23 protein-coding genes are annotated in these 24,984 nt (G+C 72.9%); 6 read left to right on the forward strand and 17 right to left on the reverse strand.

What is annotated here, in order from left to right; all coding sequences use genetic code 11:
* The first annotated feature begins 21 nt into the window (after positions 1-21).
* From AB0C73_RS20940 to AB0C73_RS20950, 3 genes are all read left to right on the forward strand, one after another.
* Positions 22-1,233: an MFS transporter gene (locus tag AB0C73_RS20940; RefSeq protein WP_362532132.1), complete on the forward strand. Its 1,212-nt coding sequence runs from the start codon at positions 22-24 to the stop codon at positions 1,231-1,233.
* Between the two features lie 56 nt (positions 1,234-1,289).
* Positions 1,290-2,696: a solute carrier family 23 protein gene (locus AB0C73_RS20945; protein ID WP_362532489.1), complete on the forward strand. Its 1,407-nt coding sequence runs from the start codon at positions 1,290-1,292 to the stop codon at positions 2,694-2,696.
* Positions 2,697-2,772: 76 nt separating this feature from the next.
* Positions 2,773-3,474: a DUF5995 family protein gene (locus AB0C73_RS20950; RefSeq protein WP_362532134.1), complete on the forward strand. Its 702-nt coding sequence runs from the start codon at positions 2,773-2,775 to the stop codon at positions 3,472-3,474.
* A gap of 12 nt (positions 3,475-3,486) precedes the next feature.
* Here the strand turns inward: AB0C73_RS20950 and AB0C73_RS20955 are convergent, their stop codons facing one another.
* Together AB0C73_RS20955 and AB0C73_RS20960 are read right to left on the reverse strand one after the other, a co-directional pair.
* On the reverse strand, positions 3,487-5,187 hold the full coding sequence (locus AB0C73_RS20955) for an NAD(P)/FAD-dependent oxidoreductase (RefSeq protein ID WP_362532137.1): 1,701 nt from the start codon (positions 5,185-5,187) through the stop codon (positions 3,487-3,489).
* Between the two features lie 73 nt (positions 5,188-5,260).
* Complete coding sequence (locus tag AB0C73_RS20960) at positions 5,261-6,076, reverse strand: carbon-nitrogen hydrolase family protein (RefSeq protein WP_362532140.1); 816 nt, start codon at positions 6,074-6,076, stop codon at positions 5,261-5,263.
* Between the two features lie 298 nt (positions 6,077-6,374).
* Between AB0C73_RS20960 and AB0C73_RS20965 the strand changes: the two genes are divergently transcribed.
* Positions 6,375-6,920, forward strand: a complete 546-nt coding sequence (locus tag AB0C73_RS20965; RefSeq protein WP_362532143.1) for a Repetin — start codon at positions 6,375-6,377, stop codon at positions 6,918-6,920.
* A 75-nt stretch (positions 6,921-6,995) separates the two neighbouring features.
* On the opposite strand, the gene AB0C73_RS20970 is transcribed toward AB0C73_RS20965, so the two are convergent.
* Both AB0C73_RS20970 and AB0C73_RS20975 read right to left on the reverse strand, forming a co-directional pair.
* The gene (locus AB0C73_RS20970) at positions 6,996-7,451 is read right to left on the reverse strand and encodes an Lrp/AsnC family transcriptional regulator (RefSeq protein ID WP_362532144.1); all 456 of its coding nucleotides are present in this window, start codon (positions 7,449-7,451) and stop codon (positions 6,996-6,998) included.
* Between the two features lie 10 nt (positions 7,452-7,461).
* Positions 7,462-8,970 (reverse strand): amino acid permease, encoded by a 1,509-nt coding sequence (locus AB0C73_RS20975; RefSeq protein WP_362532147.1) that lies wholly within the window; start codon positions 8,968-8,970, stop codon positions 7,462-7,464.
* Positions 8,971-9,302: 332 nt separating this feature from the next.
* Here AB0C73_RS20975 and AB0C73_RS20980 point away from each other — a divergent pair, with 332 nt between their 5' ends.
* Entirely contained in the window at positions 9,303-10,295 is a 993-nt protein-coding gene (locus AB0C73_RS20980; protein WP_362532149.1) for a GDSL-type esterase/lipase family protein, read from the forward strand.
* Between the two features lie 185 nt (positions 10,296-10,480).
* Here AB0C73_RS20980 and AB0C73_RS20985 read toward each other — a convergent pair whose 3' ends face one another.
* The 7 genes from AB0C73_RS20985 to fmt all read right to left on the reverse strand — a co-directional run bounded on the left by AB0C73_RS20985 (position 10,481) and on the right by fmt (position 17,505).
* The gene (locus tag AB0C73_RS20985) at positions 10,481-11,923 is read right to left on the reverse strand and encodes a GuaB1 family IMP dehydrogenase-related protein (protein ID WP_362532151.1); all 1,443 of its coding nucleotides are present in this window, start codon (positions 11,921-11,923) and stop codon (positions 10,481-10,483) included.
* Positions 11,924-12,028: 105 nt separating this feature from the next.
* On the reverse strand, positions 12,029-12,433 hold the full coding sequence (locus AB0C73_RS20990) for a barstar family protein (protein WP_362532154.1): 405 nt from the start codon (positions 12,431-12,433) through the stop codon (positions 12,029-12,031).
* The gene (locus tag AB0C73_RS20995) at positions 12,430-12,885 is read right to left on the reverse strand and encodes a ribonuclease domain-containing protein (RefSeq protein WP_362532157.1); all 456 of its coding nucleotides are present in this window, start codon (positions 12,883-12,885) and stop codon (positions 12,430-12,432) included. The genes AB0C73_RS20990 and AB0C73_RS20995 overlap by 4 nt, the downstream gene beginning before the upstream one ends.
* A 110-nt stretch (positions 12,886-12,995) precedes the next feature.
* Positions 12,996-14,045: a sugar-binding domain-containing protein gene (locus tag AB0C73_RS21000; RefSeq protein WP_362532160.1), complete on the reverse strand. Its 1,050-nt coding sequence runs from the start codon at positions 14,043-14,045 to the stop codon at positions 12,996-12,998.
* Positions 14,046-14,219: 174 nt separating this feature from the next.
* Positions 14,220-14,903 carry a ribulose-phosphate 3-epimerase gene (gene rpe, locus AB0C73_RS21005; protein ID WP_362532162.1) on the reverse strand — a complete coding sequence of 228 codons (684 nt, stop codon included), beginning with the start codon at positions 14,901-14,903 and terminating at the stop codon, positions 14,220-14,222.
* A 129-nt stretch (positions 14,904-15,032) separates the two neighbouring features.
* Positions 15,033-16,478 carry a transcription antitermination factor NusB gene (locus AB0C73_RS21010; RefSeq protein WP_362532164.1) on the reverse strand — a complete coding sequence of 482 codons (1,446 nt, stop codon included), beginning with the start codon at positions 16,476-16,478 and terminating at the stop codon, positions 15,033-15,035.
* A 94-nt stretch (positions 16,479-16,572) separates the two neighbouring features.
* Positions 16,573-17,505, reverse strand: coding sequence for a methionyl-tRNA formyltransferase (fmt, locus tag AB0C73_RS21015; RefSeq protein ID WP_362532167.1), 933 nt, complete (start codon positions 17,503-17,505; stop codon positions 16,573-16,575).
* 277 nt (positions 17,506-17,782) lie between these two features.
* On the opposite strand from fmt, the gene AB0C73_RS21020 reads away from it, so the two are divergent.
* Positions 17,783-18,301, forward strand: a complete 519-nt coding sequence (locus tag AB0C73_RS21020; RefSeq protein WP_362532170.1) for a hypothetical protein — start codon at positions 17,783-17,785, stop codon at positions 18,299-18,301.
* Between the two features lie 157 nt (positions 18,302-18,458).
* Here AB0C73_RS21020 and AB0C73_RS21025 read toward each other — a convergent pair whose 3' ends face one another.
* The 6 genes from AB0C73_RS21025 to mihF all read right to left on the reverse strand — a co-directional run bounded on the left by AB0C73_RS21025 (position 18,459) and on the right by mihF (position 24,792).
* Positions 18,459-20,612 (reverse strand): primosomal protein N', encoded by a 2,154-nt coding sequence (locus tag AB0C73_RS21025; protein ID WP_362532172.1) that lies wholly within the window; start codon positions 20,610-20,612, stop codon positions 18,459-18,461.
* Between the two features lie 111 nt (positions 20,613-20,723).
* Positions 20,724-21,932, reverse strand: a complete 1,209-nt coding sequence (gene metK, locus AB0C73_RS21030; RefSeq protein ID WP_362532175.1) for a methionine adenosyltransferase — start codon at positions 21,930-21,932, stop codon at positions 20,724-20,726.
* Positions 21,933-22,172: 240 nt separating this feature from the next.
* Positions 22,173-23,390: a bifunctional phosphopantothenoylcysteine decarboxylase/phosphopantothenate--cysteine ligase CoaBC gene (gene coaBC, locus AB0C73_RS21035; protein WP_362532177.1), complete on the reverse strand. Its 1,218-nt coding sequence runs from the start codon at positions 23,388-23,390 to the stop codon at positions 22,173-22,175.
* A 116-nt stretch (positions 23,391-23,506) separates the two neighbouring features.
* Entirely contained in the window at positions 23,507-23,779 is a 273-nt protein-coding gene (gene rpoZ / locus AB0C73_RS21040; RefSeq protein WP_030810584.1) for a DNA-directed RNA polymerase subunit omega, read from the reverse strand.
* Between the two features lie 52 nt (positions 23,780-23,831).
* Positions 23,832-24,395: a guanylate kinase gene (gmk, locus tag AB0C73_RS21045; protein WP_362532180.1), complete on the reverse strand. Its 564-nt coding sequence runs from the start codon at positions 24,393-24,395 to the stop codon at positions 23,832-23,834.
* A gap of 73 nt (positions 24,396-24,468) precedes the next feature.
* The gene (mihF, locus tag AB0C73_RS21050; RefSeq protein ID WP_362532182.1) at positions 24,469-24,792 is read right to left on the reverse strand and encodes an integration host factor, actinobacterial type; all 324 of its coding nucleotides are present in this window, start codon (positions 24,790-24,792) and stop codon (positions 24,469-24,471) included.
* Between the last annotated feature and the right edge of the window lie 192 nt (positions 24,793-24,984).

A 24,984-nucleotide genomic window follows, 5' to 3' on the forward strand; every position in this document is an offset into this window, starting at 1 on the left:
ACCAGGACGAGGGAGGGACCCATGGCGGACGGAACCGTCTTCACCACCGATCGACTGCGGCGGGCCCGGTTCGCGGTCGCCGCGGTCTTCTGCGTGCACGGCGCGGTCACCGGCAGCTTCGCCACCCGCATCCCGTGGATCCAGGAGCACGCGGACGTCGGCGCCGGGCAGCTCGGCCTCGCCCTGGCCTTCCCGGCGATCGGCGCCTCGCTCGCGATGCCGCTCGCCGGGGCGATCAGCCATCGCTTCGGCGCCCGCACCGCGCTGCGCGGTCTGCTCGTGCTGTGGACGCTGGCGCTGACCCTGCCCTCGCTCGCGCCGAACGTCTACGGCCTGTGCGCGGCGCTGCTCGTCTTCGGCGCCACCGCCGGCATGTCCGACGTCGCCATGAACGCGCTCGGCGTGGAGACCGAGAACCGGCTCGGCCGCTCGATCATGTCGAGCCTGCACGGCATGTGGAGCCTGGGGGCGCTGCTCGGCTCGGCGGCCGGCACCGTCGCCGCCCACCTCGGCGGCGACGCGCGGCTGCACCATCTGACCGCCGCGCTCGTCCTCACCGCGCTCGGGCTCGCCGCCTGCCAGGGCGTGCTCGACCTGCGCAGCGCACCCGAGGAGGACGCCCCGCCGCGCTTCGCGCTGCCGCCGAAGTCCGCCCTGGTCATCGGCGCGATCGGGTTCTGCGCGGTGTTCGCCGAGGGCGCCAGCCTGGACTGGTCGGCGGTCTATCTGAAGCAGGAGCTGGGCACCTCGGCCGGGCTCGCCGCCGCCTGCACCACCGCCTTCACGCTCACCATGGCGGTGGCGCGGCTGCTCGGCGACCGTGCGGTGGACCGCTTCGGCGCGGTGCGTACGGTCCGGGCGGGGGGCGCCGCCGCGACCCTGGGCGGGCTGCTCGTGGTGACCGCCCCGCAGGCGGCCGTCGCGATGGCCGGTTTCGGTCTCATCGGCCTGGGCGTCGCCGTGGTCGTCCCGCTCGCCTTCGCGGCGGCCGGGCGCAGCGGCCCGAACCCGAGCCAGGCCATCGCGGGCGTCGCCACCATCACGTACACCTCGGGGCTCATCGCCCCCTCCGCGATCGGCGGCATCGCCGACGCGACCTCGCTGGTCCTCTCCTTCGGCCTGGTGACCCTGCTCGCCCTCGGGCTGGTGCTCGGGGCCGGGGTGCTGCGGTCGGCGGGCGGGCGCCGGACGGCCGGGGCGGCCGCGGCGGAGGCACCGGAAAAGGTCGGCTGACCTGCACCGCCTACCATATGGCTGATTCTTTACCCCCGGAGAACTGGAGCGAGCACATGAACCTCGGCGTGCGCTGGACCCTGCACGGCGACGGGAGGACGCCCGCTCCGGGAGCCGTCGTCCGGCCGGACGAGCGCCTCTCCTGGCCCCGTACGGTCGGCCTCGGCGCCCAGCACGTGGTGGCGATGTTCGGCGCCTCGTTCGTGGCCCCGGTCCTCATGGGCCTCGACCCCAACCTCGCGATCATGATGTCCGGTGTCGCCACCGTGATCTTCCTGCTCGCGACCCGCGGCACGATCCCCTCGTACCTCGGCTGCTCGCTCTCCTTCGTCGGCGTCGCCGCCGCCATCCGGGCGTCCGGCGGCACCAGCGCCACCGTGACCGGCGCGGTCTTCGTGGTCGGCGCGGTGCTGTTCCTCGCCGGTCTCGCGGTGCGGAAGTTCGGCGCGCGGATCATCCACGCGGCGATGCCGCCGATCGTCACGGGCGCCGTGGTCATGCTGATCGGCTTCAACCTGGCGCCGGTCACGGCCGCCACGTACTGGCCTCAGGACCAGTGGACCGCGCTCCTGGTCATGCTGTTCACCGGGCTGGCCGTGGTCTGTCTGCGCGGCTTCTGGTCGCGTGTCGCGATCTTCCTCGGCCTGATCTTCGGCTACGGCATCTCCTGGGTCTTCGACCTGGTCTTCGGCAAGATCCACTCGATGTCCCCGAGCGGCCAGGTCACCGACCACTGGCGGCTCGACCTCTCCGGCGTCTCCAAGGCCGACTGGATCGGCCTGCCCTCCCTGCACGGCCCGAGCTTCGAGTGGTCCGCATTCCTCGTCGCGCTGCCCGTCGTCATCGCCCTGATCGCCGAGAACGCCGGTCACGTCAAGGCGGTCGGCGAGATGACCGGCGACCCGCTGGACGACAGGCTGGGCACCGCGATCGCCGCCGACGGCGTCGCGTCGATGCTCTCCACCGGCCTGGGCGGCCCGCCGAACACCACGTACTCCGAGAACATCGGCGTCATGGCGGCCACCCGCGTCTACTCCACCGCCGCCTACTGGGCCGCGGCCGGCTTCGCGCTGCTCTTCGGTCTCTGCCCCAAGTTCGGCGCGATCGTCGCCGCCATCCCCGGCGGGGTGCTCGGCGGCATCACCGTGATCCTGTACGGCATGATCGGTCTGCTCGGCGCCCAGATCTGGATCAACGCCAAGGTCGACCTGCGCAACCCGCTCAACCTGGTGCCCGCCGCGGCCGGCATCATCATCGGCGTCGGCGGCGTGAAGCTCACCTTCACCGACACCTTCGAGCTCGACGGCATCGCGCTCGGCACGATCGTGGTCATCACCGGCTACCACGTGCTCCGCGCCTTCGCCCCGGCCCACATGAAGCAGCAGGAGCCCCTGCTCGACTCCGGCACCAGCTCGTACGAGGGCGTCGACAGCACCTCCGACGAGGAGCCCGCGCGGAAGTAGCGGGCTGTTCGCCCGTTCTGGGGAAGCCGGGCGGCGGAACCACGCCGTCCGGTCCTCCGGCTGCCACCCTGCACCCATGGCGCAGACGCAGGACATCGAGCTCGGGCCCTTCACGGCCGTCGACCCCGTGGTGGCCCGGATGCGGGCCATCCGCGCCGCCGCCCACCCGGCCGACGGGGTCGCGGTGTTCAACCGGGTCTATCTGACCGTCACCGAGGAGATCGGCCGGGCCATCGAGGCCGGCACCTTCACCGACCGGCGGGCCGCCGCCACCCTCGACGTACGGTTCGCCCAGCGCTATCTCGCGGTCGTCGACACGGTCGCCGCCGGCGGACCGGCCCCCGCCTGCTGGCGGCCGCTCTTCCGCTACCGGCGCCATCCCGGCGTCTCCCCGCTGCAGTTCGCGCTCGCCGGGATCAACGCCCACATCGGGCACGACCTGGCCCTCGCCGTCGTCGACACCTGCCGCACCCTGGAGTGCGCGCCCACGGACCTGGAGGACGAGTTCGACCGGGTCGGCGACGTCCTCGTGCTCCTGGAGGAGCGGATCCGGGACGAACTGATGCCGGGCCCGGACCTCCTGGAGATCGCGGACCCGCTGACGCATCTGCTCGGCTGCTGGAGCCTGGACCGGGCCCGCGACGGGGCCTGGCTCGCCGCCCGCTCGCTGTGGCAGCTGCGGCGGCTGCCCGACCTGGCCGAGGAGTTCACCGAACGCCTCGACCGGTCGGTGGGCCTGGTGGGGCGGATGCTGCTCACGCCCCTCGCCAGGCCCTGATCACCGGGACGCTCAGTCCTCCGGCAGCTCGACCGGGGCGATCTCGTCGTACACGTCGCCCGGGCCCGGGTTGGTGCCGTCGGTGGCACCGCCGAGGTGGTTCATGACACCCCACACCGCGTTGAGCGCGGTCGTGACGGCGCCCTCGGCCCAGCCGGCCGTCCAGGAGATGTCGTCACCGGCGAGGAAGACACCCCGCTTGTCCTCCGGCAGCCGGTCCTGCATGAAGTGCGTGTACAGGCGCCGCTGGTAGCGGTAGTGGCCGGGCAGGTTGGCCTTGAACGCGCCCATGAAGTAGGGCTCGTTCTCCCAGGAGACGGTCGACGGGTTGCCGATGATGTGGCTGCGGATGTCGACCTTCGGGTAGATCTCCGACAGCGACTTGAGCATGACCTCCATGCGCTCGTTCGGGGACAGCGGCAGCCACTTCAGGCTGTCGTCGCACCACGTGTACGACAGGCAGATCACGGCCGGCTTGTCCGGGCCGTTGTCGAGCAGGTACGTGCCGCGGGTCATGCGGTCCGTCAGCGTCATCGACATGACGTCACGCCCGGTCTCCTCGTCCTTGTCCAGCCAGAACGGCCGGTCGACCGGGACGAAGAGCTTGGAGGACTCCATGTAGTGGGTGCGCTCGATGGCCGTCCAGTGGTCGGCCGGGAAGAGGGACTCGTCGCACTCGATCTTGGAGAGCAGCATCCAGGACTGGGCGGTGAAGATCGCCGTCCGGTACGTGCGGATGTCGCCGTTCGCGTCGGTGACGGTGATCCGGTTGCCCGCGGTGCGCTGCAGCCGGGTCACGGCCGGGCGCGGCTCGCCCTCGGCGTGCAGGGACTTCAGGGACGTGCCCTGCCCCCAGTGCACGATCTTCTCCGGCTCACGCTCCCACAGGCGCAGCGGGAGGGCCTGCGAGCCCTCGACGATGCCGCGGTGGTGGTCGTCGGCCTCGGTGTAGACGACCCGCAGGATCTCCAGGATGGAGTTCGGGAAGTCGGTGTCCCAGCCGCCGGTGCCGAAGCCGACCTGGCCGAAGATCTCGCGGTGCCGGAAGGACTTGAAGGACTCCGACTCGCAGAGGAAGCCGTAGAAGGTCTGGTTGTCGAGCTTCTCGACCAGCTTCGCCCAGATCTCGCGGATCTTCGGGACGTCGCGCTCGCGCATGGCGCGGTTCATGTCGGAGAAGTCGGCGCCCTCGTCGAGGCACTTGTTCCAGGCGTCGGCGACGTCCCGGTAGACCTGCGGCAGGTCGTCGATGGTCTCGGCGTAGTGCGACTCGCCCTTGAGGTCGACGACGGTCGACGGGGTGGCCTCGGCCAGCGGGTTGGGGAACGGCTTGGTGGTCAGGCCGACCAGGTCGATGTAGTGCTGCAGGGCCGTGGAGGAGGGCGGGAAGCGCATCGCGCCGTACTCGCAGCTCAGCCCCTCGGTGCCGGTGCCCTCGAAGCCGACGGTGCGCAGCCGGCCGCCGAGCTGGTCGGCCTCGTAGACGACGGGCTTGAGGCCCATCTTCATCAGCTCGTAGGCGGAGACCAGACCGGACAGGCCGCCGCCGATGATCGCGACCTCGGTGCCGTGCTCGGTCGCCGGGACCTGCCCGAGACCGGCCGGGTGGGCCAGGAAGTCGTCGTAGGCGTACGGGAAGTCCGGCCCGAACATGGTGATCGGCGGCTGCTGCTCGTCGGCGTGCTCGACGGCGTTGGGCACGGTGGACGTCATGAGGTCGGACTCCTTGCGCGAAGCGGGTGATCGCAGGGGATGGGCGGGGGTGACTCGCTGGGCGGGGACGGGCTCAGGCGTCGTGGACGAGAGAGCCGTACAGGCCCGGGCGGCGGTCGCGGAGATAGGGGTTCTCCGCGCGGGAGGCCGCGAGGAACTCGGGGTCGGCGTCGCCGAGGACCAGGTCCTCGCCGCGCCCGGCGCGGGCCCGGGCGGTGCCGTCGGGGCCGGCCAGGGTGGACAGGCCGACGAACTCGAAGTCGCCCTCGGGGCCGGTCCGGTTGGCGTACGCGATGTAGAGCTGGTTCTCGAAGGCGCGCACGGGGACGACGGACAGCGGGACGATCTCGGCCGGGTGCATCAGCGCGGTCGGCACCAGGAGGAGGTCGGTGCCGGCCAGGGCGTGCGCCCGGACGTTCTCGGGGAACTCGACGTCGTAGCAGATCATCAGGCCGACGGTGAGGCCGCCGAGCCGCGCCTGGACCACGGCGTCGTCGCCGGGTGTGAACCACTTCAGCTCGAAGTCGCCGAAGAGGTGGGTCTTGCGGTAGCGGGCGAGCCGGCTGCCGTCGGGGCCGAAGAGCTGGGCGGAGTTGTAGATCACGCCGTGCCGCTCGGGGTCGCGCTCCGGGTAGCCGTAGCCGACGGCCAGGCCGTGGCGGGCGGCGATGGCGGCGACCGCCTCGGCCGAGGGGCCGTCGGCGGGCTCGGCCAGGCGGGCCATGGCGTCGCCGATGGCGTAGCCGGTCAGGAACAGCTCGGGGGCGAGCAGCACGGCGGCGCCGGCGGCGGCCGCGCGGCCCGCGGCCTCGTCGAGGACCTTGAGGTTGGCGGCCACGTCACCGAGCTCGCCGGAGCTCTGGAGGAGGGCGGTGCGCAGCGCGGGCATGTGCGGTTCCTCGGAGGTCGGAGGTGACGGGGAAGTTGAGGGGGAAGACGTCAAAAACGGTACGGTTTCGCGCTCGGCCGGGACAAGGCTGGACCGTTGCGGACCGACCGTCGAACCGTTGCGTGCTCTCCCGCCTCCGCGGCGATTCGTTGCGCACCCCTCACGCGCGTGATCGTCCGCAGGTCGTACGCCTCCCCCGCCGCGCGGCGGAAGCGGGGACCGTTCCCGGGCTCGATGTCCCGGCGGGCGTGGGCCGGAAGAGTGGTGGGCGTCCGGTTGACCTGCCGAAAGGACCGACATGAATCGCGGTACGAAGATCGCCGCCGTGTCCGCCGCGCTGCTGCTCACCCTGGCCGCGGGCGGTGCCGCCACCGCCGACACCGACTGGGCGGGCAGGGGGCCGCGCGAGGCGGCGGCGCTGACCGGCACGGCCAAGCTGTACCGGCCGGCCGGCGACGACATCACGTTCAGCTTCGACGTGCATCTGGCGGCGAAGGACAACATGGACCCGGAGGCGGCGACCGGCACGTTCCGGTTCAGCCACTACAAGGGCGACCGGGGCGGCCACGCGGTGGCGAAGGTCGACTGCCTGGTCACCGGCGGCAAGGTCGCCGTGGTGACGGGCGTGGTCACGGAGACCGACGTGGACGCCTTCCGGGGCAAGCGCGTCGGCATCTCCGTGCACGACCTCGGGAAGCACGACCGGCTGGGCTACAGCTGGATCGGCGAGGACACGGAGGCGAAGCTGCCGAAGTGCATGGGCTCCGCCCCGTTCGAGAAGGTGAAGGCCGGCACCGGCGACTTCCAGGTGCTGCCCTGGCAGCCCGACTACCCGACCGAGTAGGGCCGGGGACGCGGAAGGGCGGGCCGCCCCACGGGGGTGGGCGGTCCGCCCTTCCGGAATGCCGCTCGGGTGTCGCTACGCGGGCGAGCCCGAGGAGAAGCGCCGCAGCAGCGGCGAGAGCACGAGCACGGACTTGGTGCGCTCCACGAAGGGCTCGCCCGCGATCCGCTCCAGGACGCGCTCGAAGTGACGCATGTCGGAGGCGAAGACCTGCACGACGGCGTCCGCGTCACCGGTCACGGTCGACGCGGACACCACCTCCGGATACCGCTCCAACCCGCGCCGGATGTCGTCCGGCGAGGTGTTGTGGCGGCAGAAGATCTCGACGAACCCCTCCGTCTCCCAGCCGAGCGCCGCCGGGTCCACCCGTACGGTGAAACCGGTGATGGCACCCTCGGCCCGGAGCCGGTCCACGCGCCGCTTCACGGCGGGCGCGGAGAGTCCGACCAGCGCGCCGATGTCGGCAAAGCTGCGGCGGGCGTCCTCCGCGAGGGCGTGGACGATGCGTTCGTCGAGGTCGTTGAGTCGCACTACGGGTGGATCACTTCTCTGCGAGGGTCTCTGCGGGGGTCCCCGCCAGGGCCGGGGCCGTGGCCAGTCGGGAGCGGCGCATGCCGTACAGGAAGTAGAACACGAGTCCCGCGGCCATCCAGCAACCGAAGACCACCCAGGTCACGGTGTCGAGGCTGAACATGTTGTACGCGCAGAAGAGGAAGCCGAGCACCGGGAAGACCGGGCCGAACATCACCTTGAAGGTGCGCGGCATGTCGGGGCGGGTGAAGCGGAGCACGATCACCGCGATGTTCACCAGGCCGAAGGCGAAGAGCGTGCCGATGCTGGTGGCGTCGACGAGCTTGCCCAGCGGGATGACCGAGGCGAGGACGGCGCAGAACAGGGAGACGATCACCGTGTTGACGCGCGGGGTGCCGGTCTTGGCGCTGACCCTGCCGAAGGCCTTCGGGACCAGGCCGTCGCGGGACATCGCGAAGAGGATGCGGGTCTGGCCGTAGAGCACGGTCAGGACGACGCTGGCGATGGAGATGACGGCGCCGGCGGCGAGCAGGGTGCCCCAGAAGGTCTGGCCGGTGACGTCGTTCATGATCGCGGCCAGGGTGGCCTCGGAGCCCGCGAAGTCCTTCCAGTTCCAGGCGCCGACCGCGACGGCGGCGACGAGGACGTAGAACACCGTGACGATGATCAGCGAGAGCATGATCGCCCGCGGCAGGTCGCGCTTGGGGTTCTTGGCCTCCTCGCCGGCCGTGGAGGCGGCGTCGAAGCCGATGTACGAGAAGAAGAGGGTGGCGCTGGCGGCGCCGACTCCCGTGATGCCGAGCGGCATGAAGTCCTTGTAGTTGCCGGACTTGAAGCCCATGAAGCCGATGGCGCAGAAGAGCACGAGCGCGGCGATCTTCACCGCGACCATGATCGTGTTGGCCACGGCGGACTCACGGGCGCCGCCGAGCAGGAACACCATGGCGAGCAGCACGACGATGAGGCCGGGCAGGTTGATGATGCCGCCCTCGCCCGGGGCGGAGGACAGCGCGTCGGGGATGGTGACGCCGATGGTGCCGTCGAGCAGTTCGTTGAGGTACTCGCCCCAGCCGACCGCCACCGCGGCCACGGAGACGCCGTACTCCAGGACCAGACACCAGCCGCACACCCAGGCGACGAGTTCGCCCATCGTTGCGTACGCGTACGAGTACGAGGAGCCGGCGACCGGTATGGAGCCGGCCAGCTCGGCGTACGAGAGGGCCGAGAAGAGCGCCGTGAGACCGGCGATCACGAAGGACAGCGTGACGGCGGGGCCGGCCTTGGGGACCGCGTCGCCGAGCACGACGAAGATGCCGGTGCCGAGCGTCGCACCGATGCTGATCATGGTGAGCTGCCACATGCCGAGCGAGCGGCGGAGCGTGCCGCCCTCACCGTGGCCACCCTCGGCGACCAGGCTTTCTACCGGCTTGAGACGGGTCAGGGCGGAGAGCCCGGAGCTCTTGCGGGCGGTCGGGACGGTCGTGTCCGCGACCGGTGGGGCTGCGCCGTGGTCCAGCACTGCGGGGGCTCCTTATCGCTGCCTGTCGGCGAGGCGGGACCGCGGCGGTGCGCGGGCATGCGAAATCAGGCCCACGGGGGAAGGGGAACCGCCGAGCAGGCGGTCGCCGCCACTCCTGGTACGGGGCACGAGCCTAAGGGGTAGCGCTTCGCACTCGTAATGCAGGGTTGTTGCGCACTGCCGGATGATCATTGCGCGCTTGCCGCGCAGACGGGGAAACATTGCGCTCCCCCGCATGAATCGACATATCGGGGGCATCCCGCGGCCTCCCGTGTCCCTTGACTCCTCGGGGCGTTTGACCCACGCTGCACCCGCCCGAACGGAGGTCATCGGTGAGCTGGCTGGAACCCGATCCCTTTCTGCGCGGCACGGCCTGGCGGGACGGCGACCGTCCGGTCCGCGCCGACCCGGCCGACCTGGCACGGCTGCCCTGGGACATCGCCCAGCGGGCCGCGCTGCCGATCGGGGTGCGGCTCGAATTCACGGCCGCGCCGGGCACCCGGGCGGTACGGCTGCGCTACCGGGCGGCGCTCCCGGCGGCCGGCGACACACTGCGGGCGCTGCGGCACGGCTTCGCGCTCTGGCAGGGCTCCCGGTGTCTGGCGGAGGTGTTCGCGGAGCCCGCGGAGGAGGGCACGGTGCGGATCGAACTCCCGCCCGGCGGCGGCGAGTTCACCATCCATCTGCCGGAGGGCCAGGCACCCGTCGTACGGGGCCTGCGGGCCGTCGGCGGCACCCTGGCGCCCGCCCCGCGCCGCCCGCGCTGGCTGGTCCACGGCGACTCCATCACCGAGGGCTGGTGGGCGACCCGCCCGGCCCGCTCCTGGCCCGCCGCGGCCGGCCGGCTGCTCGGCCTCGACCCGGTCAACCTCGGTTACGCGGGCGGCGCACGCGGCGAACTCCCGCTCGCCGAGCAGCTCGCCCGGCTCCCCGGCGAGCTGATCACCCTCGCCTTCGGCACCAACTGCTGGGCCGCCGTGCCCTGTTCGGCGCCGCTGCTGCACGAGACCACCCGGGCGTTCGTCACCCTGCTGCGCCGCGGCCACCCGGACACCCCGCTGCTGCTCCTCTCCCCCGTCCTGCGCCCGGCGGCCGAGCACACCGGCAACGCCCTGGGCGCCACGCTCGCCGAACTGCGCACGGCGATGGAGGAGGCGGTACGCGGTCTGATGGCGGCCGGCGACGGGCGCCTCGCCCTGCTGCCCGGCGGCCCGCTGCTCGCCCCCGAGCACCTCGCGGACGGCCTCCACCCGAACGACCTGGGTCATGCGCGGATCGCGGCGGCGGTGGCGGGGGCGCTGCGCGGGGCGCGCTTCGTCCCGTAGGCCCGTGGGCCAGTCCCGTGAGCGACGCGCGGCGGCCAGGACGAAGCCCCAGGGCAGCGCGAAGCCGGTCCAGAACGCCACCGGCGGCGGGCGTCAACCGGGTCCCGGACACGCCGAACGCCGGCGGGGCCGAAGGACTCGGCCCCGCCGGCGTTCGCACGGGCTTCGCACCGGAAAGAGGAGCGTCAGCTCCAGCTGGCGTGCAGCGGCTTGCCCTCCGCGTAACCGGCGGCGGACTGGATGCCGACGACGGCCCGCTCCTCGAACTCGGCGAGGTTGCTCGCGCCCGCGTAGGTGCAGGAGGAGCGGACACCGGCGATGATCGAGTCGATCAGGTCCTCGACGCCCGGACGCTGCGGGTCGAGGAACATGCGCGAGGTGGAGATGCCCTCCTCGAACAGCGCCTTGCGGGCCCGGTCGTACGAGGACTCGTCGGAGGTCCGGTTCTTGACGGCACGGGCGGAGGCCATGCCGAAGGACTCCTTGTAGGCGCGGCCCTGGGCGTCGTGCTGGAGGTCGCCCGGGGACTCGTGGGTCCCGGCGAACCAGGAGCCGATCATCACGTTGGACGCACCGGCGGCCAGCGCCATGGCGACGTCGCGCGGGTGCCGGACGCCACCGTCGGCCCAGACGTGCTTGCCGTACTTCCGCGCCTCGGCGGCGCACTCCAGGACGGCGGAGAACTGCGGGCGGCCCACGCCGGTCATCATCCGGGTGGTGCACATGGCGCCGGGGCCCACACCGACCTTGATGATGTCCGCGCCGGCCTCGATGAGGTCCTTGACGCCCTCGGCGGCGACGATGTTCCCGGCCACGATCGGGACCTGCGGGTCGAGCGCCCGGACGGTCCTGATCGCGCTGATCATCGACTCCTGGTGGCCGTGCGCGGTGTCGATGACGAGCGTGTCCACGCCCGCGTCGAGCAGCTGCTTGGCCTTGCCCGCCACGTCGCCGTTGATGCCGACGGCGGCCGCGATGCGCAGCGCGCCGTTCTTGTCGACGGCCGGGCTGTAGAGGGTCGCGCGCAGCGCGCCCTTGCGGGTGAGGATGCCGACGAGCTTGCCGTTCCCGTCGACGGCCGGGGCGTAGCGCCGGTTGGCGTTGTCGAGGACGGTGAAGGCCTCGCGCGGCTCGATGGCCGCGTCGAGCAGCAGCAGGTCCTTGGACATGACCTCGGACAGCTGGGTGAAGCGGTCCACACCGGCCAGGTCGGCGTCGGTGACGACACCGATCGGGCGGCGCTCCTCGTCCACGACGACCCCGGCGTCGTGCGCCCGCTTGGGCAGCAGGGCGAGCGCGTCGGCGACGGTCTGGTGCGGCTCCAGGACGATCGGGGTGTCGAGCACGAGGTGGCGGGACTTCACCCAGCCGATGACGTCGGTGACGACCTCGATCGGGATGTCCTGCGGGATGACGACCAGGCCGCCGCGGCGGGCGACGGTCTCGGCCATCCGGCGGCCGGCGATGGCGGTCATGTTGGCCACGACCAGCGGGATCGTCGTGCCGGAGCCGTCGGGGGCGGAGAGGTCCACGGCCTGGCGGGAGCCGACGGCCGAACGGCTCGGCACCATGAACACATCGTCGTAGGTGAGATCGTACGGCGGCTTGACGTCGTTGAGGAAACGCACGTGCTGACATCCCAGTCGTTCGGATCGGCCCCTAGGCATTTCAGCCAGGGGAAAAAGCACGTAGTTCATTGTCCCACGGGGGTACGAATACCAGTCCAGGGCGAATCATCCGAGCCTTGCGGAGGGCCTTTCGTCGGATCCTCCGAAGACCTCGCCCAGGGAGAGGAGCACGGTGATGCGGGTGGGACGCTCCTCGACCGCCGTGGCGAAGACGTCCTGGGCCACCTGCCACTCGCGCGGGTGCGTCCGCGCGTAGGCCTGCCAGCCGGTGACGACCAGGGCGACCGGCTCGGGCAGATCGGTCAGGCAGTCGGCGAGCGCGTCCCAGTTGCGCCCGAACCAGTCGGGCAGGGCGAGCGCGGCGGCGCAGCGGTCCATGAAGGCGGCCTTGTCGGTGACCCCGTACAGATCGAGGACGACGACGCCTTCGGTGCCGTCGGTGCCGTCGGTGCCGTCGGTGTCGTCGGTGCCGTCGGTGCTCTCGGTGTCGCCTGGATCGTCACGTCTCATTCGGGGACCACTTCCCTGAAGCTCTCGTAATGGTCGTCGGTGTAGTAGATCTCCCCGTCCCGGCCGGTGACGATGCGCCGGGCGCCGCGGTCCCGCTCGCCGGGGGTCTTCACGGTGTACTCGTGGTAGTAGCCGCGCTTGCGCTGCGGCAGCACCTTCTCGAAGTTCGAGAACACGGCGCCGTCCTTGGCGTACGGGAAGGGCCCGCCGCTGCGGATGAGGGCGAGGGTCGTACGGGCCTCGGGCGGCAGCGCGGACTCGCGGACGGTGGGCAGGCCGGAGACGGCGGTGGCGCCGGGGGTACGGGACGGGGCCGCCGCGGCGCTCGCGGTGCCGCCGGTACCGGTCGCGGTGCCGGTCGCGGTACCGGTGCCGCCGGAGCAGCCGGTGAGGAGCAGCAGCGTGAGCCCGGCGAAGAGGGCCAGGCCGAGCCGGGTGCAGCGCGTGAACATGCCCCGATGCTGCCACCGCCCCGCCCCGGCGCGGGGTGCGCGGGACGGGGCGGCGTGTCGGCATGGGGCAGGTCGGCCCTGGGCGGGCCCGGAGGGGCCCCGGCCAGGTCCTAGAGGGTGTCCGGGTCGGCGCGGTCGAGGGCCGGGCGCGGGCCGGGGGTGAACTCGGTGAGCAGGAAGTCGGCGGCCGAGCGGTCGGTCACCAGGCTGGTGACCAGGCCGGAGCGGAGCACCGCGCCGATCGCCGCCGCCTTGCGCTGGCCGCCGGCGATGGCGACCACCTCGGGGATCCGGCGCAGCCGGTCCGCCTCGACGGTGATGCAGCGCTCGCCGAGGTCCCGGCCGACCCGGCGGCCCTCGGCGTCGAAGAGGTGCGCGGACATCTCGGCGGCGACGCCGAGCGAGGCGTAGTGGGCGCGCTCCTCCTCGGACAGCATGTCGTGGACGGTGGAGATGCCCGGCTCCCAGGAGCCGATGGAGACACAGGCGACCGTGACCTTGTCGAAGTACTCGAAGGCCCGGGCGATACCGGTCTGGCTGCGCAGCGCGGCGGCGGTGGCCGGGTCGGGCAGCAGCATCGGCGCGTAGATGGGGTGCGCCTCGCCGCCGGAGACCTGGGCGGCCCGGCGTACCGCCTCGACCGAGCCGCGCTCGGCCGTGCCCGCGTCGTACACCCCGGTGAGCTGGACGACCGTGCAGGGCGGCAGCCGGTCGAGGGCGGCCGCCATGTGAATGGTGGACCGACCCCAGGCCAGGCCCAGCACGTCGCCCTCGGTGACCAGCTCGCCGAGCAGGTCGGCCGCGACCTCGCCGAGGTTCTCGGGGTCGGGCGACTCGTCCTCGCCCTCCGCCGGGGACTCGACGACCACGGCGTGGCGCAGCCCGTAACGGGCGCGCAACGCGTCGGAGCGCTCGGCGTCCAGCTCGGCCGGCACACGGATCTCGATACGCACGAGGTCGCGCTCCAGGGCGGTCTCCAGGACCCGCGCCACCTTGAAGCGGCTGACGCCGAACTCCTCGGCGATCTGGATCTTGGACTTGCCCTCGAGGTAGAAGCGGCGGGCCATGGCCGCCGCCTGCACGAGCTCCGCGGGGCCCATCCGCAGGGCTGACCGTCCCGCCGACATACCCGCCACCGCGATCTCCTCACTGCTGTTCACGTACGGCTGCTCACGTGCCGCCGGGGCGCCGGTTCGGGGCGCCGCCGCGGCTTTTTCAAGGTGTTTCTGTTCACACTCTGACTCACCGTTCATCCTGTCAGATCCGGCGAGTACTGAACGGCCGTGTCGGCGGCCCGACGGGCCGCGTTCACGTACCGGTGGGTCAGCGGAGGCTCAGTGGCCACACGCCCACGCCGCCGAGGCGGTCGCGGACGCGGCCTTGGCACGGAGCGAGCGGACGGCCTCGGCCGGGTCGGCCGCCCCGTAGACGGCGGAGCCGGCCACGAAGACGTCGGCGCCGGCCTCGGCGCACCGCTCGATGGTGGATTCGGAGACGCCGCCGTCGACCTGGAGCCACAGCTCCAGACCGTGCTTGGAGATCAGCTCACGGGTGCGGCGGATCTTCGGCAGCATGATGTCGAGGAAGGCCTGGCCGCCGAAGCCGGGCTCGACGGTCATGATCAGGAGCATGTCGAGCTCCGGCAGCAGGTCCTCGAACGGCTCGATCGGGGTGGCCGGCTTGAGCGCCATGGAGGCCCGGGCGCCCTTGGCGCGGATCTCCCGGGCGAGCCGCACCGGCGCGGCCGCCGCCTCCACGTGGAAGGTGACGGAACCGGCGCCGGCCTCCACGTACTGCGGGGCCCAGCGGTCGGGGTCCTCGATCATCAGGTGACAGTCGAGCGGGGTGCCGGTGGCCCGGCTCAGCGACTCGACGATCGGCACGCCCAGCGTCAGATTGGGCACGAAGTGGTTGTCCATCACGTCGACGTGCAGCCAGTCGGCCCCGTCGACCGCCTTCGCCTCATCGGCGAGCCGGGCGAAGTCCGCGGACAGGATGCTGGGATTGATCTGCGCCATGTGCCAAGCCTGCCATGTTCTTGAGGACTTCTTTGCCGCGAAGCGGTGCGGATTGTGCGGGGGTCGGCTCACGCCGGGGACGTAATGGTACAGACCAGTCGATTCCGCCGGGCCGGGGTGTCCCCGGCCTCAGGCCGTGCGGCGGACGAGGGCCAGATACATCGCGTCGGTGCCGTGCAGATGCGGCCACAGCTGTACGTCGGGGCCGTCGCCGAGCGCCGGGACTCCGGGCAGCAGCGGGCGGGCGTCGATCAGCTCGGCGCCGGGGGTCTTCTTGAGGACGTCGTCCACGACCACCCGGGTCTCGGCCAGGTGCGGCGAGCAGGTCGCGTAACCGACCACGCCGCCGACCCGGACCGCCCGCAGCGCCTCGGTGAGCAGTCCGCGCTGGAGCGGGGCGAAGCCGTCGAGGTCGCCGGGGCGGCGGCGCCAGCGGGCCTCGGGCCGGCGGCGCAGCGCGCCGAGGCCCGAGCAGGGCACGTCCATCAGGACCCGGTCGAAGGAGCCCTCGCGCCACGGCGGGCGGGTGCCGTCGGCGGCGATGACCTGGTACGGGCCGGGGTTGCCGGCGAGCGCGCGCTCGACCAGGCGGGCGCGGTGCGGCTGCTTCTCGGAGGCGAGCAGCGCGGCGCCGCGCTCGGCGGCGAGGGCGCCGAGGAGGGCCGCCTTGCCGCCGGGTCCCGCGCAGCCGTCGAGCCAGCGGGTGTCGGGGCCGTCGAGCGGCGCGTTCGCCAGGGCGATGGCGACCAGCTGGCTGCCCTCGTCCTGCACGCCGGCCCGGCCCTCCCGTACGGCCTCGATGGCGCCGGGCTCGCCGCCCTCGGCGAGCCGCACGGCGTACGGCGACCAGCGGCCGGGCTCGGTGTCCTCGCCGGTGAGCTCGGCGGTGGTGGCGCGGCCCGGCCGGGCGACCAGGGTGACCTCGGGCCGCTCGTTGTCGGCCGCGAGCAGCTCCTCGATGCCCGCCCGGCCGCCGCCGAGCGCGTCCCAGAGCGCGGAGACCACCCAGCGGGGATGCGAGTGGACGACGGCGAGGTGGTCCTCGGCGTCCTCCTCGTACGGCGGCGCGACCCGCGCGACCCAGGTGTCGAAGTCGTCCCGCGCGATCTTGCGGAGCACGGCGTTCACGAACTTGGCCCGCCCGTCGCCGAGCACCACGCGGGCGAGCTCGACGGTGGCCGACACGGCGGCGTGGCTGGGGATCCGGGTGCCGAGCAGCTGGTGCGCGCCGAGGGCGAGCACGTCGAGCACGGGCGGGTCGACCTCGCGCAGCGGCCGGTCGACACAGGCGGCGATGATCGCGTCGTACGTGCCCTGCCGGCGCAGCGTCCCGTACACGAGCTCGGTCGCGAGCGCCGCGTCCCGCCCGTCGAAGCCCTCGTTCTTCTCCCGTGCCTTCTTGAGGAGCGCCGGCAGCACCAGGTTCGCGTACGCGTCCCGCTCGTCCACCGCCCGCAGCACCTCGAAGGCCAGGATCCGGACCGGGTCCTTCTTGGGCCGCCGGTGCGGCCGGGGGGCCTTGGGGGACGTGCCCTTGGGGGACGTGGGGGTGCGGCGACGTGCCTGCTCGCTCAAAGGTGCTCCGCGTGACGAAAGAAGAGGTCGAACCTCCTCAGCCTACGTCCGCGGGCCCGCACCGGGGAAAACGGGCCGCGAGGGCCGGGGCCCGTCAGGCCCCGACCCGCTCCCCCGGGGCGATGCGCACGCCGCGGGCCCAGTCCGCCGCCTTCATCGGCTTCTTGCCCTGCGGCTGGACCCAGAGGAGCTCGACCGCGTGGGAGCCGGTGCCGACGTAGACGTTGTTCTTGGCGGCGGCGAGCTCGCCGGGGGCGAGGTCCGCGCGGTCGGGGAGGAGGGCGGCCTGGATCAGCTTCAGGCGCTCGCCGCGGAAGAGGGTCCAGGCGCCGGGGGCCGGGGTGCAGGCCCGGATGACGCGGTCGACGCGCAGGGCCGGGGCGGAGAAGTCGACGTGCGCGTCCTCGACCTGGATCTTCGGCGCGAGGGTGATGCCGTCGAGCGGCTGCGGCACGGCCTTCAGGGTGCCGTCCTCGATGCCGTCCATGGTCGCGGCGAGCAGCCCGGCGCCCGCGAACGCGAGCCGGGTGAGCAGGTCGCCGCTGGTGTCGGTGGGCCGCACGTCCTCGGTGACGACGCCGTACACCGGCCCCGCGTCGAGCCCCTCCTCGATCTGGAAGGTCGTCGCGCCGGTCACCTCGTCGCCGGCCATCACCGCGTGCTGCACCGGCGCCGCGCCGCGCCACGCGGGCAGCAGCGAGAAGTGCAGGTTGACCCAGCCGTTGGCGGGGATGTCGAGCGCCACGCGCGGCAGCAGCGCGCCGTACGCCACGACGGGGCAGCAGTCGGGCGCGATCTCCCGCAGCCGGGCGAGGAAGGCCTCGTCGCGCGGCCGCTCCGGCTTGAGCACCTCGATCCCGGCCTCCTCGGCCCGCTCGGCGACGGGGCTCGCGACGAGCCGGCGCCCGCGTCCGGCGGGCGCGTCGGGCCGGGTGACGACGGCGGCCACCTCGTGCCGCCCGGAGGCGAGCAGGGCGTCCAGGGCGGGTACGGCGACCTCGGGGGTGCCGGCGAAGACGAGCTTCACGCGGGAAAACCTCGCATCTCGGGGCGGTGTCAGGCGGCGCACCAGTCTACGGGCCGTCAGCGCGGGGGGCTCCCCGTGGGCGGGCCCGGGGCGGCCGGGCGCTTCCCGTGGGCCCGGTGGGGGCGTACGGGCGGGCGGGCGCCCTGCGCATATGCGGATACGCCCCCGCAGCGTGACCCAACCCCAAGTGGCGCGTTGGTCAAGAGAGATTGACCGAAATCGGGTCGCCCTCCCCCAGCGACCCGCCCCTTTTCACGCCGGTTCGAGAGGCTCATCCATGGCCGACCACGCAACCCACGACGCCCAGGCCCGGGCAAGTCTGCACCTGCTCGTGCGGGACATCGAGCGGGTCCGGCGGCAGGTGGACGCACTGCGCACGCTCACGGCCCAGCTGGGCAATGTCTACCGCCCGCGCCGCTCCGCCCCTTCGACGGGCTTCGTCGTCTACGGACGCGCCCCCGCCCCCACCGTCCGCCTCGCCCAGGAACTGCGCGACAGCGTCGAGACCCTGGTGACCGCCGCGGTGGACTTCGACCGCTCGCTCGGGTTCTCGTGGGACGCGGTGGGCTCCGCGCTCGGAGTCACCAAGCAGGCGGTCCACCGCCGTTACGGGTCCCGCCGCGCCCCGCAGCCGGGCGGCGCCCTGGAGCAGGAGCGGGCCGCCGAGCCGGGCGCGACCCGCACCATGCCGGTGGTGCCGTCGGCCCGCCCGATGCCGCCGCAGCCGACCTCGGGCAGCCAGGCGCTGCGCGAGGAGCAGCGCCCGCCGGTCTTCCCGGCCCCGCGCAACGGCTGACGCGCCGCGGCATCACCGTCGCGTCGCCGCCGCGTCGCCGCCGCATCACGGTCGCGTCGCCGTCCCGCCACCGTCACGGCGAAAGGGCCGCCCGCAGTGCCGCGGGCGGCCCTTCGCGTGCGCCCGGCCCGGGCCCGCGCCGGGAACACACCGGGCGTCAGCCGATGTCGGGCGGGTCCACCCGGACCCGTACGGGCTCGCCGCCCCCGCGCGCGAGCCGCGCGGCCTGGGCCCGTTTCAGGGCGGTGGCGAGCGCGGCCCCGCTGCCGGGCGGTACCCGGATCAGCGCGCGCTCCCACTGCTCGCCGGGCGGGGTGTCGCCGGGGCGGCGCGGGCCGCCGGGGCGGGTGACCGGCAGCGGGACGGGGCCCAGGATCTCGGCGTCGGGGGGCAGTTCGGCACCGTGCAGGAAGGCGGCGAGGGCGTCCGGCGGGCCGGACACGGCGGCCATCCGGGAGACCGGCGGGAAGCCGAGCTCGGCCCGCTCGGCGAGCTCGCGCTGGGCGTGGCCGACGGGGTCCCAGCGGACCAGCGCCTGGACCGGCCGCAGAGTGGGCTCGGCGACGACCACGACGGTACCGCCGTCGCCCTGGCCGCGCACCAGCGAGGCCGCGTCGATCCAGCGGCGCAGCGCCTCCTCGCCGGCCCGCAGGTCGGGGCGGCCGAGCATGGCCCAGCCGTCGAGAAGCAGCGCGGCCGCGTAGCCGCCGTCGGCGACGGGTTCGGCGCCGGGGGTGCTGACGACGAGCGCGGGCCGGTCCGGCACCCGGTCGAGGACGTGGTCGCGTCCGGAGGTCCGTACGGGCACCGCCGGGAACGCCCGGCCGAGCTCCTCCGCGGTGCGCCGGGCACCGACGATCTGCGCGCGCAGGCGGACGGAGCCGCAGGCCGCACAGTGCCAGTCGGGTGCGCCGCGCCCGCACCAGGCGCAGTGCAGCTCCTGCTGCTCGGGGGCTTCCAGGGGCCCGGAGCAGTGCCGGCAGCGGGCCGGTGTCCGGCACCGCTCGCACGCAAGGCGCGGTACGTAGCCCCGGCGCGGCACCTGGACGAGCACGGGCCCGGTCTTCAGCCCCTCCCGTACCGCCTGCCAGGCGAGGGTGGGCAGCCGGGCGGCGCGGGCGGCCTCGTCGCGCGCCAGGTCGGTGTCGCCGACGGTACGGACGCGGGGGGCGGCGGCCCGTACCTGCTCACGGCCCGGGAGCAGCGCCTGGGCCCAGCCGGACTCGACGAGCTGGGCGGCCTCGACGGTGCAGCTGACCGAGCCGAGCAGAAAGGCGCAGCGGTCGTGGGCGGCACGGAGCAGCAGCACGTCGCGGGCGTGCGGCTGGGGGGCGTGCGGTTCGCTGTGGCTGGTGTCGCCGTCGTCCCAGATGACGGCGAGCCCGAGGTCGCGGACCGGCGCGAACATGGCGGCGCGGGTGCCGACGACGGCACGGACGGCGCCGCGCCGGACGGCGAGCCAGTGCGCGTACCGCTTCTCGGGTCCGGTCTCGGCGGTGAGCAGCGCGTGCCGGCCCTCGCCGAGCAGGGCGACGAGGGCGGCGTCGACGCGCGCGGCGGCCCGGCCGTCGGGCACGACGACGAGCGCTCCGCGCCCGGAGGCGAGCGTGGCGGCGACGGCGCGGGCGATCTCCTCGGCCCAGTGCGGCCCGGGCAGCGCGTTCCACACGGCCCGGGGCGCGCCGCCGCGGGCCAGGGCGGTCAGGAACGCCGCGCCCCGCTCGTACCGCGCCCAGCTGCCCGGCTCGGGCGGGCGCGGCGGCGGGAGCGGCTCGGGCGAGGGCTTGCTCTCGGCCCGCGCGTTGCGCGGCGGGACCGCGAGCTGGAGGACGTCGGCGAGGCTGCCGGCGTACCGGTCGGCGACCGCCCGGGCGAGGCCGAGCAGCTCGGGGCCGAGCACCGGCTCGGGCGAGACGACGTCGGCGAGCGCGGCGAGCGGCCCGGAGTAGTCGGACTCCGCCCGCCGCTCGATCAGGAACCCGTCGATCAGCCGCCCGCCCTCACGCCGCCCGCCCCGCACCTGGTGCGCCCCGGCCCCGAACCGCACCCGCACCCGCACGCCGGGCCGCGCGGCCTCGTCCAGCTCCTCGGGCACGGCGTAGTCGAAGAACTGGTCGAGGTGCAGCACGCCCTTGTTGACCACCACCCGCGCGACCGGGAGCTCCTTGGCGAGCGCGGCCCCCCGCCAGGTCCGCGGCTTCGCCCGGGGCACCTTGGCCTTGCGCACGGTCTCCCGGATGAGCGCGAGCTGCTCGGGCTCCTCGTGCGCCCCGCCCCCGTCACCACCGGGCTTCTCGTTCTCGCTGCTCACAGCCCCATACCTACCAGACGCCACCGACAGCCGGACATGCCCGGAGCCCGGCACCCCTGCGAGGGGTACCGGGCTCCGGGCGTGAGCGGTGGGGCTCCGCCAGACACTCCCCTACAGGCCGGCGGCCTGCTTCAGGGCGTCCACGCGGTCGGTGCGCTCCCAGGTGAAGTCCGGCAGTTCGCGGCCGAAGTGGCCGTAGGCGGCGGTCTGGGCGTAGATCGGGCGGAGCAGGTCGAGGTCGCGGATGATCGCGGCCGGGCGGAGGTCGAAGACCTCGGCGATGGCGTGCTCGATCTTCTCGGTCTCGATCGTGTGGGTGCCGAAGGTCTCCACGAACAGGCCGACCGGCTCGGCCTTGCCGATGGCGTACGCGACCTGCACCTCGCAGCGCGAGGCGAGCCCGGCCGCGACCACGTTCTTCGCGACCCAGCGCATGGCGTACGCGGCCGAGCGGTCGACCTTCGACGGGTCCTTGCCCGAGAACGCGCCGCCGCCGTGGCGGGCCATGCCGCCGTAGGTGTCGATGATGATCTTCCGGCCGGTGAGGCCGGCGTCGCCCATCGGGCCGCCGATCTCGAAGCGCCCGGTCGGGTTGACCAGGAGCCGGTAGCCGTCGGTGTCGAGCTTGATGCCGTCCTCGACCAGCTGCTTCAGCACGTGCTCGACCACGAACTCACGGATGTCGGGCGCCAGCAGCGACTCCAGGTCGATGTCCGACGCGTGCTGCGAGGACACGACGACCGTGTCGAGACGGACGGCCTTGTCGCCGTCGTACTCGATGGTGACCTGGGTCTTGCCGTCCGGGCGCAGGTACGGGATCGTCCCGTTCTTGCGCACCTCGGTCAGGCGGCGCGACAGGCGGTGCGCCAGGTGGATCGGGAGCGGCATCAGCTCCGGGGTCTCGTCCGAGGCGTAGCCGAACATCAGGCCCTGGTCACCGGCGCCCTGCTTGTCCAGCTCGTCCTCGTCGCCCTCGACCCGGGACTCGTACGCCGTGTCCACGCCCTGCGCGATGTCGGGGGACTGCGACCCGATGGACACCGACACACCGCACGAGGCGCCGTCGAAGCCCTTCTTCGAGGAGTCGTAACCGATCTCGAGGATCTTGTTGCGGACGAGGGTCGGGATGTCCGCCCAGGCCTTGGTGGTGACCTCACCGGCGACGTGCACGAGGCCGGTCGTGATCAGCGTCTCGACGGCGACGCGGGAGGTGGGGTCCTCCTTGAGCAGTGCGTCGAGGATGGTGTCGCTGATCTGGTCAGCGATCTTGTCCGGGTGACCCTCGGTCACGGACTCCGAGGTGAACAGACGACGGGACACAACGCTCCCTGGGGTTGCAGCGGCTGCTGGCTATCACGTACGGACCGGCAGGGGGCTGCGCCCCGCGACGTTCCACAGACAGTCTATCGGGCACGATCGGCCTTCTGGCCAGGACGTCTGCCCGGCGATTGCGTGATCTGTGCACCATTCGGGGCTCGCAACCGCCGTTATGCCCGATTTTACGGAAACTCTCGCGGCCTCCGGGCACATCCCGCCCGTTTCTTCCCGTTGGCGCGCGATTCACCCGGAGAGAGGGCGAAGGCGCGGCAGGACCAGGTCCCACACCGTCTCGGCCAGCGCTTCCTTGGGACCGTACGGCACCGGAATCTCGGCGCCGTCGGCGGCGAGGACCACCGCCTCGTTCTCCTCCGAGCCGAAGGTCTTGCGCTCCCCCACCTCGTTGACGACGAGCAGGTCGCAGCCCTTGCGCCGGAGCTTCGTGCGGCCGTTGGCGAGCACGTCGTCGGTCTCGGCGGCGAAGCCGACGACGACCTGGCCGGGCAGGGCGCGGTCGGCGGAGATCTCCGCGAGGATGTCCGGGTTGCGCACCAGCTCGACGACGGGGGCGCCGCCGTCGTCGCTCTTCTTGATCTTGCCGGAGGCGTACGCGGCGGGCCGGAAGTCGGCGACCGCGGCGGCCATCACCACGGCGTCGGCGTCGGCGGCCGCCTTGAGGACGGCCTCGCGCAGCTGGATGGCGGTGCCGATGCGGACCACGTCGACGCCCGCCGGGTCGGGAAGCCCGGTGTTGGCCTCGATCAGGGTGACCCGGGCGCCGCGGGCGGCGGCGGCCTTGGCGAGGGCGTAACCCTGCTTGCCGGAGGAGCGGTTGCCGAGGTAGCGGACCGGGTCGAGGGGCTCGCGGGTGCCGCCCGCGCTGACCACGACATGGCGGCCGGCCAGGTCGGGCGCGCTGACACCGCGCGCAAGCACTCTGCGGCAGACCTCGAAGATCTCGCCGGGGTCGGGCAGCCGGCCCTTGCCGGTGTCGACGCCGGTCAGGCGCCCGACGGCGGGCTCGATGACCACGGCGCCGCGGCGGCGCAGGGTGGCCACGTTCTCCTGGGTGGCCGGGTGCTCCCACATCTCGGTGTGCATGGCCGGGGCGAAGACCACCGGACAGCGAGCGGTGAGCAGCGTGTTCGTGAGCAGGTCGTCGGCGAGGCCGTGGGCGGCCTTGGCCAGCATGTCGGCGGTGGCGGGGGCGACCACGACGAGGTCGGCGCCCTGGCCGATGCGCACGTGCGGGACCTCGTGGACGGAGTCCCAGACCTCGGTGGAGACCGGGTGACCGGAGAGTGCGGACCAGGTGGCGGCGCCGACGAAGTGCAGCGCGGAGTCGGTCGGGACGACCCGGACGTCGTGGCCCGACTCGGTGAGCCTGCGCAGCAGCTCGCACGCCTTGTACGCGGCGATGCCGCCGCTCACGCCCAGAACGACCTTCGGCTTCGTCGTCATCACTGTCACTCCCCGCATCCACATGCGTACGGCTCTGCGTTACGACTCCATCAGACACCACAGGCCCGGCGGATGTTCCGCCGGGCCTGTGGTGACGAACGCTACAAGAGCGGTGCTTACTGGACCGGGCCCTCGATGGCCTCGGAGGTCAGCAGGCCCGCGTTGATCTCGCGCAGCGCGATCGAGAGCGGCTTCTCGTGGACATGCGTGTCGACGAGCGGACCGACGTACTCGAGCAGGCCCTCGCCCAGCTGCGAGTAGTACGCGTTGATCTGGCGCGCGCGCTTGGCGGCGTAGATCACGAGGCTGTACTTGGAGTCCGTCGCCTCGAGCAGCTCGTCGATCGGCGGGTTGATGATGCCCTCGGGCGCGGTGATGGAAGAGGACACGCTCTACCTTCCGAAGATGGATATCCGGTCACGGATCATGACGGACAAAAGATCAGACAACGTTCATCAACGTTAGCAGCTCACGCGCGACGTCCTCGACCGAGGTGTTGACGAGCGTGGTGTCGAACTCCGACTCGGCGGCCAGCTCGATCTTCGCGGCCTCCAGACGGCGCTCGATGACCTCGGCCGACTCGGTGCCGCGGCCGGTGAGGCGGCGGACCAGTTCCTCCCAGCTCGGCGGGGCCAGGAAGACCAGCTGCGCGTCGTCCATCGACTCCTTGACCTGGCGGGCGCCCTGGAGGTCGATCTCCAGGAGCACCGGCTCGCCGGCCTCCAGGCGGTCGAGGACCGCGCGCCGCGGGGTGCCGTAGCGGTTGCCCGCGAACTCGGCCCACTCCAGGAGCTCACCGTTGGCGACCAGCTTGTCGAACTCGTCGTCCGTGACGAAGAAGTACTGGACACCGTGCTGCTCGCCGGGTCGCGGCTTCCGTGTCGTGGCCGACACCGAGAGCCAGACCTCGGGGTGGACCTTGCGCATATGAGCGACAACCGTGCTCTTGCCCACCCCGGAGGGGCCGGAGAGCACGGTCAGCCGCGGACGTACCTCTGCTGCCATGCAGCGATTATTCCAGCTTCACCGGTGTGCCCGGGACGCCTGGTCCCGGGCAGCCGGTACGGCCGCGGCGCGCTCAGGCGCCGGCGCCGCCGAACTCGCGCTCCAGGGACGCGATCTGGTTGGAGCCGAGACCCCGGACCCGGCGGCTCTCGGAGATGCCGAGCCGCTCCATGATCTGCTTGGCGCGGACCTTGCCCACGCCCGGCAGGGACTCGAGCAGGGCCGAGACCTTCATCTTGCCGATGACCTCGTTCTTGCGGCCCTGCTCGATGACCTCGTGGAGGGAGGCGCCGGAGTGCTTGAGTCGATTCTTGACCTCGGCCCGCTCCCGGCGAGCCGCGGCGGCCTTTTCGAGCGCGGCTGCGCGCTGTTCAGGGGTAAGGGGCGGAAGAGCCACGCCTACGTCACCTCGGATGTCGAACTGTCGGATACGGACCGGTGGGAAGCTGCCCGTCCCGCAGGAGCGACGCACCCCACACCAGTGGAGCAACGCCCGACGTGGAGTACGCCGAACGCCGACTCTGCCCCGGAGACTAGCGGCCAAGGCCGCCCGAGTCAGCGAGAACAGACGAAAAGTCCTGGTCAGCAT

Origin of the sequence: Streptomyces sp. NPDC048623 (assembly GCF_040650755.1) — a bacterium.
Classification (GTDB): Bacteria; Actinomycetota; Actinomycetes; order Streptomycetales; family Streptomycetaceae; genus Streptomyces.